Consider the following 16156-nt stretch of genomic DNA (forward strand, 5'->3'; position numbering starts at 1 on the left):
AGCAGTTTTTTATTATCATCAATTAGCATGAGCAGCCACCAAGACCTCATCAGACAATTGAGGTTCACGGCAAACCGTATTGCGGCCGCTGCGTTTGGCTGTATAAAGTGCCGTATCCACACGCTTGATAAGCTGCGCGGCACTGTCATTTTCGCCCTGCCAGGAAGCCACCCCCACACTGCAGGTGATGCGGCGCTGGCTGAAGATCCGCGACCACTCCACCTGACGACGCAGGCGCTCAGCTACCAGGAAGGCCTCATCGCCCGAGCAGCCGCGGCAGATCAGGATGAACTCCTCACCGCCCCAGCGGATGAATATATCGGACTTCTTGATGTTGTTGCGGATGACACCAGCAAAGGTAGCCAACACCTCATCGCCGGCATCATGGCCATACGTATCGTTGATATGCTTGAAAAAGTCAATATCGAGCATGATGAGTGAAAACGGTTCCTTTTCCTGCCGATGTTGGCTGATTTCCGCCTCAAGCACCGCCTGCATGCGGTTGCGGTTATAGCACTGCGTCAAAGTGTCAATCTCAGAGCGCGCCACCGCCTCGGCCACAGCCTCCTCAAGGCCAGCAGCCCGTGCCAGCAGCAAGCGTTCCCGCCGGATCTGCTGCTGCACGATGTAGAGGACGAAAATGCCAATCGTGATCGTACCATACGGGAGCCAATACCCCTTTGCCGTCAGCCAATGGAAATGACGGGAAAAACCATCGAGGGTACCAGCAGCCACCAAGCCCAGCAGTGGCACGAGAAGCGCGCGGCAATACTTATTGCCGCGCCAAGCGGACTGAAGCGTCCAATAGGCCACCATGCCCTCGATAGCTGGCAGCATGATATAGAAAGCCGACGCACAGCCATCGAGGCCACTGAGGCCAAAGACCTCCGACAAGATAGCAATCAGGAGCAGCACGACAAAGGACAGCATTGCCATCCACGTACTCCGCCGGTATTCCCTGTCGACCACCCGGTAGATGATCAAATTAGCCAAAATCGGGAAGAAGTAAACATCGATGCGCTGCAAGCCCCACCAGAATACCGGAGCATCCAGGAAAAGCTGCTTCGTATTGGATACACTTACCATCCAGACCACGAAAGCCAGCATGAACAAGATCAGCTGCATATAGAGTGTCTTCGGCGCATTTGGCGACATATAATACATCAACATGATCAGGATCATGAACACGGCGAGCGGAATATTGGCAATATACGAGATATCCTGCTGCAGCAGCGTCGACATCTGCACGACACTCGCATCGAGCTTGATGGGTTCAAAATTCCCCAGGCATAACGGATTCGCTGAATACGCCCGGATAAACAAATGCCGCCCGGCATAATCAGCTGGCAGCGGAATCAGGTGCCATTTCTGTCCATAAGACATCAATCGCGGTTCCATATCGCCGTAGCTGTAAATCCGTTTCCCATCGAGCCAGACCTCAAAGCTCTGGTCCGTCACCGTCATAAGCAGCGATGCATCGCGGATTTCCTCGCCCTGCGGCAATGTCGTCATAAGCCAGATGTACTTCTCCTCGCGTTCAAATGGCGGCTGGGCTGGCGCATCATAAGGCTGCCAATCCCCCATGCCAGCCAACGCTCTTTGGATGACATCCTCACTCGTCTCCGCACCTGCGCTCACCGGGTCCTGCTGCCAATACCACTGCCCCGTGAGTTCCTCGGCCCTAGCCTGCGGCATCATGAAACACAGCAGGCAGGCCACCAGCATAAGCATTGCTTGTATTCTATTCCGTCTAAAAGTGCATTTTCGACCAACCATTACCTAGCACATCCTCTGTGGCAGAAAAATCCCACTGTTGCCAGTGGGATTGATAAAATTCAGCTTATGCGAGCACACGGGCCAGACGCACGAGTTCTGGATCCAGTGTCTTCTGATTATTGACCGCATCAAACAGATTGACGCTGACAACCTTACCTTCATTGAAGCCAAATACGACATTCGTCGCGCCCGAGATGATGGCAAGTGCTGCCTTCTCGCCCAGCATCGAGGCCTTCATGCGGTCTTCAACCGTAGGCGACCCCCCACGCTGGATATGACCGAGTACCGATACACGCGTATCGATGCCAGTCTTTTCCTCAACGACCTGGCCAAGGCCAACAGCCGAGCCAGCACCTTCAGCAACGACGATGATGCTGTAACGTTTGCCGGCATCATACATAGCCTTGAGCTCATGGCACATCTCATCGAGGTCATATTTGACTTCTGGAACGAGCACATACTCAGCACCGCCAGCGATACCAGCCATCATAGCCAGCCAGCCGGAGTTGCGGCCCATGACCTCAACGAGCATGATGCGGCGATGTGCCGAAGCCGTATCGCGCAGCTTGTTGATGGCATCGACAATCGTATTGGCAGCCGTATCGCAGCCAATCGTGTAGTCCATGCCCCAGACATCGTTATCAATCGTGCCCGGCAGGCCGACAATCGGCATACCAGTTTCCTTGGAGAGCAGGCTGCCACCTGTGAGGCTGCCATCACCACCAATGATAACGAGACCTTCGATGCCGTGTTTCATCAGGTTATCAAAGCCCTTCTTGCGGCCTTCCGGCGTCTTGAACTCCATGCAGCGTGCCGTGCCGAGGAACGTGCCGCCGCGCTGGATGAGGTCGCTTACGCTGCGGCTCGTGAGTGGGACGATATCATCGTCAACCATGCCCTGATAGCCGTTGTTGATGCCATAGACCTCTACACCTTCATACAATGCCGTACGGACCACTGCACGGGCAGCCGCATTCATTCCCGGGCTGTCGCCGCCAGATGTCATTACCGCAATCGCTTTTTTAATCATGGAAACATCTCTCCTACCAAACCAAAAACTATAAACAGATAAATCTTTGTTATCAAACCATACTACTTTATTTTACGAAACTCAGCCATAAAAGTAAAGCTTTTCAACAGAAAAAGGAGCTGAAAATCAGCTCCTTTCCCAATTTTGTAACACTGTTTTATTTTACGTTCATGATACCGAGGGCATAGCAGATGATGCCGACTGCGAACAGACCGAAAATAATCGTGATAGCGCTAACCTTGCGCTTGAGGAGTGCCATGCAGGCAAAGGTCATGAGCAGCGGAACAAGACCCGGCATGAGCTGGTCGAGGATACCCTGAACCGTCGTAACGACATGCTCACCTTTGGCGTTCGTGATTTCCGAAACGACAACCGGGATATTGACCGACGTCCATTTGTTGACGAGAGCACCCATGACGAACAGACCGAGGATGGAAGCACCTTCCGTGATCTTCTGGAGCTTGTTGCCAGCGATATCTTTGACGATATCCGTACCTTTGGCATAGCCGTATTTGATGCCGTACCAGCGGACTGCCAGGCGGATGGCATTGAACAGGACGAAGAACAGGATTGGGCCGATGATGCTGCCCGTCAGTGCGAAAGATGCACCAAGAGCTGCCGTGATCGGACGGAGCGTGCCCCAGAAAATCGGGTCACCGACACCAGCCAGAGGGCCCATCATACCGACTTTGATACCGTTGATAACACCATCTTCGATTGGAGCACCATTGGCTTTCTTCTCCTCCAGAGCAGCCGTGATACCGATGATCGGTGCCGTTACGAATGGCTGCGTGTTGTAGAACTCGAGGTGACGTTTGATAGCCTTCTTGAGTTCCTCACCCTCATAGAGACGGCGAAGGATTGGAACCATGCCGAAGCAGTAGCCCAGACCCTGCATACGCTCCATGTTCCAGGATGCCTGCAGGAAGTTAGAACGGACGAACGTCCAGAAAAAATCGTTGGAAGTAATTTTCTTTTCCATTATGTATATCCTCCTCTACTCGCGCTTAGTCAAGTTCGTCGTCAAGATCGTCGCCAGAGCTGGAAGCTGCTGCTGCCGGAGCTGCGGCTACTGCCTGATATTTCGGGTTCAGCTGGATGTAGACGATAGCTGCTACCAGACCGATAACACCGAGAGCAACGAGGTTGAAGTTCGTGAACGCTGCGACAACGAAACCGAGGAAGAAGAACGGCATGAGGTACTGAGCCCCCATCATGTTGATGACCATTGCATAACCTACGACAACGATGAAGCCACCAGCGACCTGAAGACCACCGGAGATAACCGGCGGAATAGCACTCAGCATATTCTCAACAGCACCCGTGCCGACCGTCATAGCGACGAGCAGAGCCGGAACACCGACGCGGAGACCCTGCAGGATCAGAGCGCCATAGTTGCACAGATCGATACCGAAAAGATTCCCCTCTTCTGCGTAATCGTCTGCTTTGTGCTGGAACACAACGGAAACCGTCTTACAAATGATAGCCAGTACCTGACCAGCAGCAGCCAGCGGCATGGCGATAGCGATACCAGTTGCCACGTCCTGATGGCTGGCAACGACGAGGATCGTCGAAATGACCGAAGCCAGTGCAGCATCCGGTGCGATTGCAGCACCGATGTTCATCCAGCCAAGTGCCATCATTTCAAGCGTACCACCGATGATGATACCAGTCGTCATATCACCAAGAATAAGACCAGTGATCGTGCAAGCGATCAGCGGACGATGCGTCTGCATCTCGTCCAGGCAGGACCCCATGCCTGCGATCGTCGCAAAGATAAAGATAAGCAGGATTTGAATAGAGCTCATTGTGTATTCCCTCCATTATGTAATATGAATTTCCCCCAGCAGGGAGCCTTCCCAAACAACTCCCTGCCAGTCATATGAAGAATATCCTTATTTCAGGACATCCATCAGCATAACTTTCTTGTCCGTATCAACCTTACGGATCTCCAGCTCGATGCCTTTCTCGTTCAACTTATTGAATGCATCGATGTCTTTGTCATCAACGGAGACAGCACCCGTAATCTGATGCTTGCCTTCCTTGAAGCTCATGCCGCCGATGTTGACGCTCTTGATGTCAACGCCATGCTCAACCATGTAGAGAACGCTGGTCGGGTTCGTGAACAGCAGCAGGCATTTCTCATTCTCGTATTTCGGGTTCTGATAAACGCGGACTGCCTTCTCGAGGTCAACGACATGGGACTTGATACCAGCCGGAGCAACCTGTTTCAAGAGCGTTGCGCGGATCGTGTCCTTGGCTACCTCATCATCGCAGACGATGATGCGCGAGCAGCCCGTTACCTTCGACCAGACCGTGGCAACCTGGCCATGGATCAGACGGTCATCAATTCTTGCTAATACGATATTCATTATAAGTCCTCCTCCTCATCATCGGAAATCTGGCTGGCATGGAACGTCTGCGTGCCGTTCTTGCCGGCCTCTACAGCTTTTTCCATCAGAGCCTGGATATCCGAACCATCATCAATCATCTGGGCGCTGCACATCTCGATAAGCATCGGGAGATTTACGCCTGTTACGATGCCGTAGTTCTCATTGCTGATAACCAGACGGCAAGCTGCGTTGTACGGGCTGCCACCGAACAGGTCATTCAGGAACAGGACGCCGCCGTCGCAATCGAGCTCTGCAATCGCAGCCTCATACTTCTTGACGACATCATCCGGCCCTTCGCCCGGAATCAGCGTTACGGCACGAACATTTTTCTGCTCGCCACAAATCATTTCACAGGATTTCACAAGCTCCTGCGCAAAGATGCCGTGCGTACCAACGATAATACCAAACATTTAAAGTACCTCCTTAGAATTCATTCCCCATATAACCATTTTCATTTTTGGTCGAATCTGAATGTTTTTGGCTTTTTGCCTTACGCCCCTATATAATGCAATCCGCGTGCCAACTTTGTGTATCAAAACAAAAAATTCTTCTTTCACTTGATTTTACAGGGTTTTTTCAGATAAATTTTTTTACCGCCGATACTATTGATACACTATTAATACACTTCCATATACTTTTTGATACGCTCTGATACTGTCAGAAAATAAAATATACCCAAATAAAATACACTATGGCGTATTTCTTCGCCATAGTGTATCATGTTGCGTATTTTCTTTATTGTTTTATATCATATCAGCCATGAAATAGAACTCATCTTCATCGAAACGCAGCTTTAGTGTCTTATCGAATACTCTGGCCGCTTTTTTTACTGCCTCGAATTTTTGTGTATCGACAGCCGTCTTATCGCCCTTATAGGTCAGCGGACTGCGGGTAACGATACGCTCCAGTGCACAGCCACAGTGAACGATGATACGGATACGCAGCGGATTCGAAAGCTTGATGCTGAGTTCTGTCTCAAGCTGCCGGTCAAATTCCAGCAGGCAGCCCATGATCTTGGCTGGATTCAGATAAGTCAGGAACTTCTGCAGCGATTCCTCACAGAGTTTCTGTACCACCATATTGCTTTTGACTTTAGGCACCATACTGATCTTGCGGTCAAGCATCAGCTCATTGAGCAGCTGCTCGCCGGTACCATCAATGAGCTGTTCCAGGGAAATGAACGGCACTTGCGCCTGCGGCTTTTTCATGCCGACAGCTGCTACGATATGATAGCTTTTCGCGATTTCCTCGATGCGCTCATCCATATGTACCAAGCCAATCGGTATGACTTCCACCGCGCGGCCCGCATTGCGCAGGATGTCCTCGACCAATGCCTTGAGCTTAAGCGCCGCGCCCTGCCCTGTCGAGCAGATGGTCACGATAGCCTCCGGACCATTTTCGCCTGTGGCCACCGTCTCCGTCGAATCCACGGCCTCATAGCCCTTGAAGTTGCGTAGCGACTCGTAGATGCTGTCAAGATCCATGCCAGCGATGTCCACCTTGCGCATGGCCTCAAGGATCAGCGGCGTCGATACCATATCGAGCGTGCGGATAGGGATCTTGAGTTTTTCCGCGAGCATCGAGCCGATGTTGCAGAGCGATCCCATATCAGCAAGGATCAGTACCCCCTTGGTGCACTTCATCGCCTGCAACATGGCTGCCGTCTTGTCAAAGATTTCCTGTGGCTTGACCTCCAACGGCATGTCCACGGCAATGATATTCGTATCGGTCGAGCTGAACAGTTTCTGCGCCACATCCACCATCGAGCTGGCCGTGCTCTTGCCATGGGTTGCCACGAGGATGGTTACCTTCTCATCGAGATCGTCATCATCAGAGGATTCCAGCAGCAGGGCGATGTACTCGATCTCATTGCGCGGCACCTTCAGATGGTAATGTTTTTCGACCATCTCGCCAATTTCGACAGCCACCTGCAGGCACTTGGAATCCTGGGGGATAGCACCCTCGATTTCCGTATAAGGGATGGATTCTTTCGACTTGACACGCTTGAGGAATGCCGACAGATGCAGACTGAAGGCATAGAGAAAACGGTCGCGGTAACTGCGGTTCATCCGTTTTTGTACAAATAGCGACACCTGCTCGGAAAAGTCCACGAGGGCCTCATCCACAATCTTGAGCAAGCGCTCGCGCGTCGTCATGTTGACCGAATGTTTCTTATTATAGAGGTCTTTGACATAGACATTTACATCGGTCGCGACAATCTGCTTGATCAGCTCATCGCTGATGCCCTCGCCTTTCAAGAGGGCCACCTTGTCCTCGACCACCTGATACAGATTGAAGCCGCCTTCGCCGCCATTCTCATCCTCAAGCTGGATCTTCCTTCCCGGCGGCGAAACAACCAGCGGCTCGCTCACGTATTTCGTCAGCTCAGCCAATGCCTGGCGATTAGCTGACAGCGTCAACAGGCCATCCTTGACATTGCCCGGCAGCATCTTGAAATCGACCTCGATATAGTTCGGATTGTCAATACCGTTGAGGAATGCCTGGGCGCAAAGGAGCTTGATGTTGGACTTCAGCTGGCCGACATTGCCGCTGCCGATGCTGCCGATCAAAGCCTTGACCGACTCCACGCTGATGCGCACCGGTTTCTTGACCCGCTGCGCCTCATCCATGAAGAGCAGCTTGAGTATGTCCAGCTGCTCCTCCAGCGTGCGTTCCGCCAAGGGACGGATCGTGATGATATTCGGGATGCGGCGCACGAAGGTACGCGTCAGGGCCGAATTCGGGTCTTCCGTTGTCGCACCGATTATCAGCACCTTAGCCCGGCGGCTGCGCGTCGTCTCGCCCAGGCGGTTGAATGTGCCCGTGTCCATGAAGTAGAAAATCATCTCCTGCCCTTCCGGGGGCAAACGGTGAATCTCATCGAGGAACAATACACCGCCATCAGCCTCTTCCACAAGGCCAGCTTTGGCCGTATCCGCCCCGGTAAACGCGCCCTTGATGTGACCGAACACATGCGAGATCAACAGCTGCGGGTTGTTGTAGTAATCCGCACAGTTGAAGGTGATGAACGGCGCCTCGCTGTCAAAGCGATGCATGGCCTTGCCATAGGCGAACATCATATGCGCAAACAGAGTCTTGCCGACGCCTGTCTGGCCGACAATCAACGTATGCAGGCCATCGGGGGGATAGAGGATAGCCGCTTTGGCCTGCTCCACCTGCCGCTTGAGACTCTTATCGGCACCAATCAGATGCTCAAACGGATTGGCATCCGCCTCACTGTCCCCGCTGGCCTCACGGCATTCCCCAATGTCCTGGAACTGGCATGGCCCCACACCAAAATCCGTCTCCAGCAGATTTTCGAGAGTCTCCTTGTCAAAATAGCGCACCGGACGGCCTGCGAACTTGACGATGCGGTCCTGCCGATGCAGCTCGTTGAGCTCCTTGGACACATTGTTGCGCAGGATATCGAGGGCGGCCGCAATCTCCTGTGCGTCGAACCCCACCTGCCCTTTCAGCTGCTCTTTCGTATAAGCCGCTGATCTTTCCTGGATGTAATTGTAGATGCGCTCGCTGCGTTTCATCCGTATTCCTCCATTCTGATACTCTATTTTTTATTATAGCAGTGTATCAGAAAATAGCAACGGCCGGCAGTATCGACTGCCGGCCGTAAATAGCTTTTGCTTATTTCTTATCTTTTTTCTGCTCTTTCGTGTTCTCCTTGAGCGCGGCTAACGAGAAGTTCTCCAACTGCCCCTTCTTGTCGAAAATAAGCTCACAGCGCACAAGCTGTTCCTTCTCAAAACGCATGAGATAGATCATCTGATCCGCCTGATCGAAACGCGTCCAGCTGATGAACTTGGACTCCTGATACTTGCCGAACTTCTGGTTGAGCTCCGACAGGCTCTTGCCCAGCTTGTCCGCCTGGATATTCTTCTGTGCCTGCGGCCCCATCAGCTTGATACCTGCCGCCGCGTCCTGCTTTACCAGCATCGCGTCCACCCATTTGACAGCAGTTTCCTGTTCTCCCGACAATGCTGCAGCATCCGGCGTCGCTGCCAATGCACTAGCTGAAAAAGCCAGCAGGCAGGCCATACACAAAACCACAATATATTTCTTCATATTGAAAGCCTCCTCTGTATTGATACACTATCATTATTTTATTGTAGCACAGATTATGCTTGAAATCCCAAGAAACGCATTAAAAACTTGAATATTCGTATCCTTTTGTTCCCTACAGCGTTATCTTCGCTCTGGACGTCAGATAGACAACATCTTTCTGCGGATCATCATAGACAGTAAGCCTTACTATCCCAAAATCATCATACTGAGCATCGCCTAAGCCCATCTGCGTATAGAACGACTGCAATTCTCCATTGGTATCTGCATTCTGCTCTTCTGGCATAGGTATGATATTTCCCTCTGCATCTACGATACTCTGCGCTATGATGATCCCGGAGAACTTATGGTTATTCCCTATTACATGCACCGGGCTATTGGGCGCATAAAGGATACCACGAAAATCGGCTTCCAAATTGAACGTCAGCGTCCTGGACTTGCGGCCCACACCACGCTCATTATCTTCGCCCACTGGGCCATCATAGAAGAACGCTATTGGCCGGTAAAGATATTTTCCCGTGATGATGGATTTTCCCGTATTATCCGCCGTCTCCTTGATATTGATCTGGATATCGCGCACCGTGTTCGTGACCCAGTTGCTGCCACTGGCCGTATTATATTCCTCACTTTCAATGCGGACAAACATCGGGTCTAGTTCATTGGGGCTATCTGTATACACGCTATAAGAAACCTCATCCGCACTCAAATTTTCCACATCCCGCACCTCATAAGGATTGATCACATTGATTATCGAAGCTATCCGGGCATTCAGCAAAGTTGCCGCCACAGTCTCACCAAAATTTTTTTTCAATTTGTCATAGAATTTTCCCCACCATTCCGTACCGCCTTCCTTTGTCTCGATGATATTGCCTGAACTGTCGATCAGCTGCCAATTGGTGATTTTCATCCCATGATCAGAAAAATATTGCCGTACATCATCATTGCTCATATTGAGCACCTTGTCCAAATCCCAATTCCCTGTCAATTTTTGTGTAGCAGTGATATCGGGCTTGAAATTTATCAGCAGTTTCTTCATATTGTTGTTTATTGCCGCTGTTCCATCCATAGAAAAGACTTCCTGCCGGGTACCATCCGCATGATAGGCAGGACCTGGATTGGTAAAGCTTATCGCCTTGATATGATCATACGACTTCCCTTTATAATACGCCTGCAAATCCTGAAAGGTCGAATATGTGTCTGCCGCTGCTACCTCCGACATCTGGGTCAGCAAGTCAATCCCCGCCAAGGGATTGTTATTCGCCATCGCCCACGCCTCCACCTTAACCTTCCAATCCTTAGGCATCAGCGCTTTGGGCAAAAACATTGCCGCATATTGGAACTCCATATCATCGGACAATGTCACTTTATAGTAATAATTAACAGCCCTATTCTTCAAGACAGGGCTGTTCTTCTTGAGATTGATTTCCTTGCGCAGTTCCGTCGTAATATTTTGTCCCTCATTGTTCCACGTACTGCCGGTATCCATAGCCAGGAATCTTTTGGCCCCGTTATCCGCTTTTGTACTCGGCTCCGTTTTTATATACTGTCCCAAGACGGGCACGTCAGTCCCTGTTACCAATCGGGCCTTTTGTCCACTGACCGTTTCTGCCCCAGCCAGTGCGGCTGCATCAGCAGCATTCTGCATATACGATTTATACAGATACGCACGGCCAATATCAATCGCCACACCTGCAAAGAGAATCAAAAATGGCAGCATGAGAGCGACAAAGACAATCACCGTCCCCTTCTCGGCTTGTTTTCCTCTCATGATTCTCCCCCCCTATTTGGTAACCACAATATTCATCAGCCCATCCGTCTCATTCCTGATCCATTGGCCAGTCTCTGTATCCTTCTTATTGCGGGTAGCCCAGATCCGGACACTCTCGGCCTGCCCCTGGCTATTGAACGCAAAAGTACAGCGGACACTGACCGCATATTCGCCCGCTTGATGTGGTGTACCATTCAAGACGCCGGAAGGATCGATCAGGTCATCGGAAAAAAAGTACCGGCAATCCGACTCCCGGGTCTTTTCCGTCGACTGGAATTGGGTATAATTCCCCTGCATCCAATTGAGCAGGTTATCCTTAGCAACCAAGCCATTATCAAATACAGTCCTGACAGCACCGTCTTCTCCATCGCCTGTGCTTTTGATGTAATAGTCAAAAAGCAGCGTGCCCTGATTCAAGGCTTGGTTAGGATTGTATTTATTGAAATTGGCATTCCCCGTCAACATGGCGTTGATTTCAGCCTTTGTCTTCCCCAGAAAGACCCCAGCCAGATTCTGCAAGGATGTTTTATCGAGAGCGATACGCAGGTCATTGCTTTCCTGCCTCAGCACAGAATTTGCTATTTTCCCATATTTATTGATTGCCTGCTCTGTGGAAGGTGTACTGCTTAAATAACGTCCAACATTATCATAGGATCCTCTTACCTGCGAGAGCAGACTGGATTCGCGAAAAAAATAGAACACCCCTACCGCAAAAAGCGCTACCAAAGCCCATTCTGCCAGCGACTGTCCCTTTTCACTGCGCATGATCTCACGTAGCTTTATCAGCATCCTGCCCGCACCTCCATTCAGTAAAACATCTCTATCTATTCAGTGATTTGAGCAGCGTTAATGCGGCTGGGAAAACCACCATGACGAAAATCGAAGGAAAGATAAACAAGATCATAGGCAAGATAATCTTTACAGGGGCTTTCAAGGCAATAGCTCTCACCCTCTGCCGATGACGATCCCGCATATTGTCCGCCTGATTCTTCAGCGTCCTGGACATACTGGTGCCCAGATGCTCGGCCTGTATCACAGATGCTGTAAAGAGATAGATTTCCTCAATATCACAGCGCTTAGCCAGTTGGGTCAAGGTTCTCTGCCGATTCATGCCCAGCCCCATATCCCTGAGCATCCGCCGGAACTCATCCATCAAAGGTCCCTTCATGCGATGCACGATCTTGGCTACAGCACCATCAAAAGAAAGCCCCGCCTGAACGCTGACACAGAGGAAATCGAGGAACTCAGGCAGCTGCCGCCTTATTGCCGCCTTCCGCTGCCTGATAGCCGACTGCAACAACAGGAACGGAATCACTGCTCCCGCCAGCACCCCCAGCCCCACGATGGCAATCTGCTGGGTCATATGCAGCGGTGAAAATCCATAGATAACGGCCAGGGAGGTCATGCCTCCTGCCATTACGCCTAATACCCAGCCAGCGGCCAGACGATTCACGCTCCACTGTTCCTGCACCCCCAAATGCATGAGCATCTCTTCTAACATCGTACGCATTTCCCGCGGGGCAAAATGTGTCAGCCATGACTCTATGGACATCACCAAAGGATGGATAACGCGCTCCCGGAAGGATAGTTCCCGCACGCTATTGTAATCGGCAATCTTCCCCGGTTCCACGAGCTTCCGCTTTTGACGCTTAGCGGCTCTCCGCTGGGCTTCGGCCTCAGCAATCATCTTTTCCAAATGCTGCTGGGTCTGCATCTGGGGCCTGCGGGCAGCATAAACCAAAAGAAACAACATCACCATAATCAATGCGGTTATCAATGCCGCTGCTAAGACTATCATGGTAACGCCTCCTTCAGTCCTTGCTGAAAATATTCGCAGGCAGCTGCACGCCGTTGATCCGGAATTTTTCCATAAAATTCGGCTGCAGGCCAGTAGCTTCAAAATGTCCCACCGATCTGCCATGATCATCGAGATAATCCTGCACATAACGGAATAATTCCTGCAGGATGATGGTATCTCCATCCATGCCTTGGACTTCAGTTATATGGGTAATCTTGCGGCTGCCATCCTGCAGACGGGACTGCTGGATGATCAAATTGATAGCCGAAGAGATCTGCGTGCGGACTGCCCGCACGGGCAGCTCCATGCCTGCCATCAAGGTCATCGTTTCCAAGCGGGACAGCACATCCCGCGGACTGTTGGCATGCGCTGTGGTCAGAGAACCATCATGACCAGTATTCATGGCCTGCAGCATATCCAAAGCCTCACCAGAACGAACTTCACCCACGATAATACGGTCAGGACGCATGCGCAAAGCATTGCGCACCAGATCGCGGATAGTAACGGCACCAGTACCTTCGATATTGGCAGGGCGGGATTCGAGCGTCACCACATGACGCTGCTGCAGCCGTAATTCCGCCGCATCCTCAATGGTGACAATCCGCTCCGTAGCTGGAATGAAGGAAGACAATACATTAAGCGTAGTAGTCTTACCAGAACCTGTACCGCCAGCCACCAGGATATTCAGCCGTGCCTTGACACATCCCTCCAGGAAGACCGCCATATTCTCGCTCAAGGTGCCATACCCCACCAGGTTTTCCACAGATAAAGCCGTCTGCGAAAATTTACGGATGGTTACGGCTGGCCCAATCAATGACAACGGCGGGATGATGATATTCACACGGGAACCATCGGCAAGACGAGCATCCACCAAAGGTGATGCCTCATCCACCCGCCGTCCTAAAGGTGCTAATATCCTCTCGATGATATTCATGAGATGCGCATCATCATAAAAGCGGGTATCAGACAGCAGCAGCTTGCCATCTCTCTCGATAAAAACATCCTGTGGCCCGTTTACCATGATTTCCGTGATGGATCCATCCTTGAGCAACGGCTCCAAAGGCCCTAACCCCAACAGTTCATCACAGATATCGTCCACCAGTGCCATGCGCTCGGCTCTGGATAAGCTGTAATTATTCGTGGCCATTTCCCGTTCAAAGTAGGTAGAAATCAGATTCTTGATCTGTTCCCGAGCCTCTTTGCCCTGGGCAATCAACTGTTGTTCTGCCACCGTCATTTCATCCACGATACGACGATGGATAGCCAAGCGCAGTTCCTGTATCTGATCGATCTGCACGATAGCAGAACGCCGGGCTGCAAAGGCTGAGGCCATTTGCGGCTGCGTGGAAGGGGTTTTCTCGATCAGTCGGGAATAGGTATCCGTTTCCTCTGTCTGCCAGGCATCCCCCTTGCGGTTGACATTTCCTGTCCGTTTCTCCCCGCTTTCTGCCTGCGTTTTTTCACCACGTCTTTCTACTTCCTCAATGGCTTGTTCCCTGGTTCTTCCCAAACGCTTTAAGAGCGACATCCAATCACCACCCTACTCTGTATGATCCAAGTCCTTTTCTATGGGCATGGTGCATTGCAGTGGCTTGAGTTTTTTCGGCAAGACTTTAGCTGGGAACCCGCTGCCGCCCAGCTCCTCATTCAGGTTCAGCTCCACGCTGACCGTTACGAATCCTGGCTCTTCCGTAGTGCTTTCCTGGAGGGTGACCGAAAACTTCGCATCATACAATTTGGTCAGCGGATCGGCGTATTTCTTGACCATACTTGCATTATTGTTGCCATTCAGTCCCGTCGCAATAGCTACCCGCTTTTCTGCTTTTTGCATCGCTATGTCTCTGGCTGCCTCCCGCACGGCCGTACTATATTGCAGATAATCCGCATAAGCAAAGCCACCGTATATCATGCCCAATATCAGGAGAAGAAATAATGGTATGATCAGGGCGAATTCCACCACAGACTGCCCTTTTTGTCGTTTCACCACCATCACCTCCTGGGTTGTATCCGCTTCATAGAAAGAAAGCGGGGAAATCCCCGCCTTCCCCCTGTTGCAGCAATCCCATTTTCCAATAACATTCCTTACGGATTGGAAGTATTCGCATTATTATTATCCGTAGTGCTATTAGAGCCACCAGCTTGTTCAATCTTCTGGCCCGTACTTTGGAATAGATTCTGGATTGCCTGCCCGATAGTACCATTGTCCTTCAATGCAATGACGGCAATGGCCACCACGAACGCCAAGATCAAAGCATACTCCACTATGCCCTGTCCCTTTTCCGACCATTTCTTCTCAATACGCTGTAACATATTCTCCACATCCTTTCAAAAAATATCACTTTGCTGTATGAATTATACGTCTATATGGACAATCCTCTGAATAACCACATAGCCGATAACCTCCAATATCAATGACACCAGCAAGGCCATACGCCCTATAGGGTCAGTAACCAGCAGTATCAGCTGCTCACGGTTGAACACATACAGGAACAACGCCAGGATAAATGGCAGTATCAGCAACAACCCTGCGGATAACCGCCCCTGTGCCGTCAGAGTAAAAATCTCCCGTTTCATGCGGATACGTTCATGGATGGTATCGCTGATACTATCGAGGATCTGGGCCAGATTGCCTCCCACTTCCCGTTGGATAAGCACAGCTGTTATGACCAGATCCAGATCTCCGCTGCCGACCCGGCGCCCCATAGCCTCAAGCGCCGCCTCCAAGGGCACGCTCATGGCCAGTTCCCGGGATACCTGCGCAAATTCATCACGGATAGGCGGCTCCATTTCCCGGGATACTACCCCCACTGCCTGAGGGAAACTATACCCTGCCCGCAAAGCGTTAGCGATGGTTGTCAGGCAATCTCCCAACTGCTCCGTAAAAGCATTGCGGCGACGGTAGATTCGCCAGCTCACAAAGCCCCAGATGACAGCGGCCGCCATCACCCCCATAAGCATAGCCATGCCAACTTCCAATGTCAGCATCCAAGTCAGTAAACCTACCGCCAAACCAAAACCAGATAATAAGATCAGGAACTCTCCCCCCAGCAAAGGTATCCCTGCCTGACGCATGCGGAAATCCAAGGCATGTATAGGGCCTTGCTCGGCCAGGGGGGAAGCAGCCTTGCTCAGCAGCCTGCGCAGGCTGTCAAACCAATAAGTCTGTTCTGAGGCCTGTCCCGACGCTATGATATGATGACGACGCATACGATAAAAAATATTCATCCGCCGCATGTGCTGGATATACACCGTCAGCAACAGAACGAGAATAAAGCCCGCCAGCGCCGCTATCACAGCTGCAAAAATCACCATAG

General features: G+C 51.2%; 15 protein-coding genes. All 15 read right to left on the reverse strand.

The genetic code is table 11. The features are described 5' to 3' along the window. Positions 1-18: 18 nt before the first annotated feature. A complete protein-coding gene (locus tag BM322_RS09090; protein ID WP_075429826.1) occupies positions 19-1731 on the reverse strand; it encodes a diguanylate cyclase in 1713 nt (570 codons plus the stop codon). Between the two features lie 109 nt (positions 1732-1840). After that, positions 1841-2806: a 6-phosphofructokinase gene (gene pfkA, locus BM322_RS09095; protein ID WP_075429828.1), complete on the reverse strand. Its 966-nt coding sequence runs from the start codon at positions 2804-2806 to the stop codon at positions 1841-1843. 157 nt (positions 2807-2963) lie between these two features. After that, complete coding sequence (gene manZ / locus BM322_RS09100; protein ID WP_075429830.1) at positions 2964-3788, reverse strand: PTS mannose transporter subunit IID; 825 nt, start codon at positions 3786-3788, stop codon at positions 2964-2966. A 25-nt stretch (positions 3789-3813) separates the two neighbouring features. Continuing rightward, entirely contained in the window at positions 3814-4614 is an 801-nt protein-coding gene (locus tag BM322_RS09105) for a PTS mannose/fructose/sorbose transporter subunit IIC (RefSeq protein ID WP_075429832.1), read from the reverse strand. An 87-nt stretch (positions 4615-4701) separates the two neighbouring features. Then, positions 4702-5178: a mannose/fructose/sorbose PTS transporter subunit IIB gene (locus tag BM322_RS09110; RefSeq protein WP_075429834.1), complete on the reverse strand. Its 477-nt coding sequence runs from the start codon at positions 5176-5178 to the stop codon at positions 4702-4704. Further along, positions 5178-5609 carry a PTS sugar transporter subunit IIA gene (locus BM322_RS09115; RefSeq protein ID WP_075429836.1) on the reverse strand — a complete coding sequence of 144 codons (432 nt, stop codon included), beginning with the start codon at positions 5607-5609 and terminating at the stop codon, positions 5178-5180. Before BM322_RS09115 ends, BM322_RS09110 begins: the two co-directional genes overlap by 1 nt. A gap of 333 nt (positions 5610-5942) precedes the next feature. Next, the gene (locus BM322_RS09120) at positions 5943-8741 is read right to left on the reverse strand and encodes a sigma 54-interacting transcriptional regulator (protein WP_075429838.1); all 2799 of its coding nucleotides are present in this window, start codon (positions 8739-8741) and stop codon (positions 5943-5945) included. 100 nt (positions 8742-8841) lie between these two features. Further along, on the reverse strand, positions 8842-9279 hold the full coding sequence (locus BM322_RS09125) for a hypothetical protein (protein ID WP_075429839.1): 438 nt from the start codon (positions 9277-9279) through the stop codon (positions 8842-8844). 112 nt (positions 9280-9391) lie between these two features. After that, a complete protein-coding gene (locus BM322_RS09130) occupies positions 9392-11044 on the reverse strand; it encodes a TadE/TadG family type IV pilus assembly protein (RefSeq protein ID WP_075429840.1) in 1653 nt (550 codons plus the stop codon). Between the two features lie 12 nt (positions 11045-11056). Beyond that, complete coding sequence (locus tag BM322_RS09135; protein WP_143102222.1) at positions 11057-11809, reverse strand: hypothetical protein; 753 nt, start codon at positions 11807-11809, stop codon at positions 11057-11059. A gap of 55 nt (positions 11810-11864) precedes the next feature. Further along, a complete protein-coding gene (locus BM322_RS09140; protein WP_075429842.1) occupies positions 11865-12842 on the reverse strand; it encodes a type II secretion system F family protein in 978 nt (325 codons plus the stop codon). Between the two features lie 13 nt (positions 12843-12855). Then, positions 12856-14175, reverse strand: a complete 1320-nt coding sequence (locus BM322_RS09145; RefSeq protein ID WP_075429906.1) for a CpaF family protein — start codon at positions 14173-14175, stop codon at positions 12856-12858. Between the two features lie 207 nt (positions 14176-14382). Then, positions 14383-14826 carry a TadE/TadG family type IV pilus assembly protein gene (locus BM322_RS09150; protein WP_177220852.1) on the reverse strand — a complete coding sequence of 148 codons (444 nt, stop codon included), beginning with the start codon at positions 14824-14826 and terminating at the stop codon, positions 14383-14385. Between the two features lie 98 nt (positions 14827-14924). After that, positions 14925-15152 carry a Flp family type IVb pilin gene (locus BM322_RS09155; protein ID WP_075429844.1) on the reverse strand — a complete coding sequence of 76 codons (228 nt, stop codon included), beginning with the start codon at positions 15150-15152 and terminating at the stop codon, positions 14925-14927. 42 nt (positions 15153-15194) lie between these two features. Continuing rightward, positions 15195-16154, reverse strand: a complete 960-nt coding sequence (locus BM322_RS09160) for a type II secretion system F family protein (RefSeq protein WP_075429845.1) — start codon at positions 16152-16154, stop codon at positions 15195-15197. Positions 16155-16156: the final 2 nt, after the last annotated feature.

Origin of the sequence: Selenomonas sp. GACV-9, from assembly GCA_900116485.1 — a bacterium.
Taxonomy (GTDB): Bacteria; Bacillota; Negativicutes; order Selenomonadales; family Selenomonadaceae; genus Selenomonas_A; species Selenomonas_A ruminantium_G.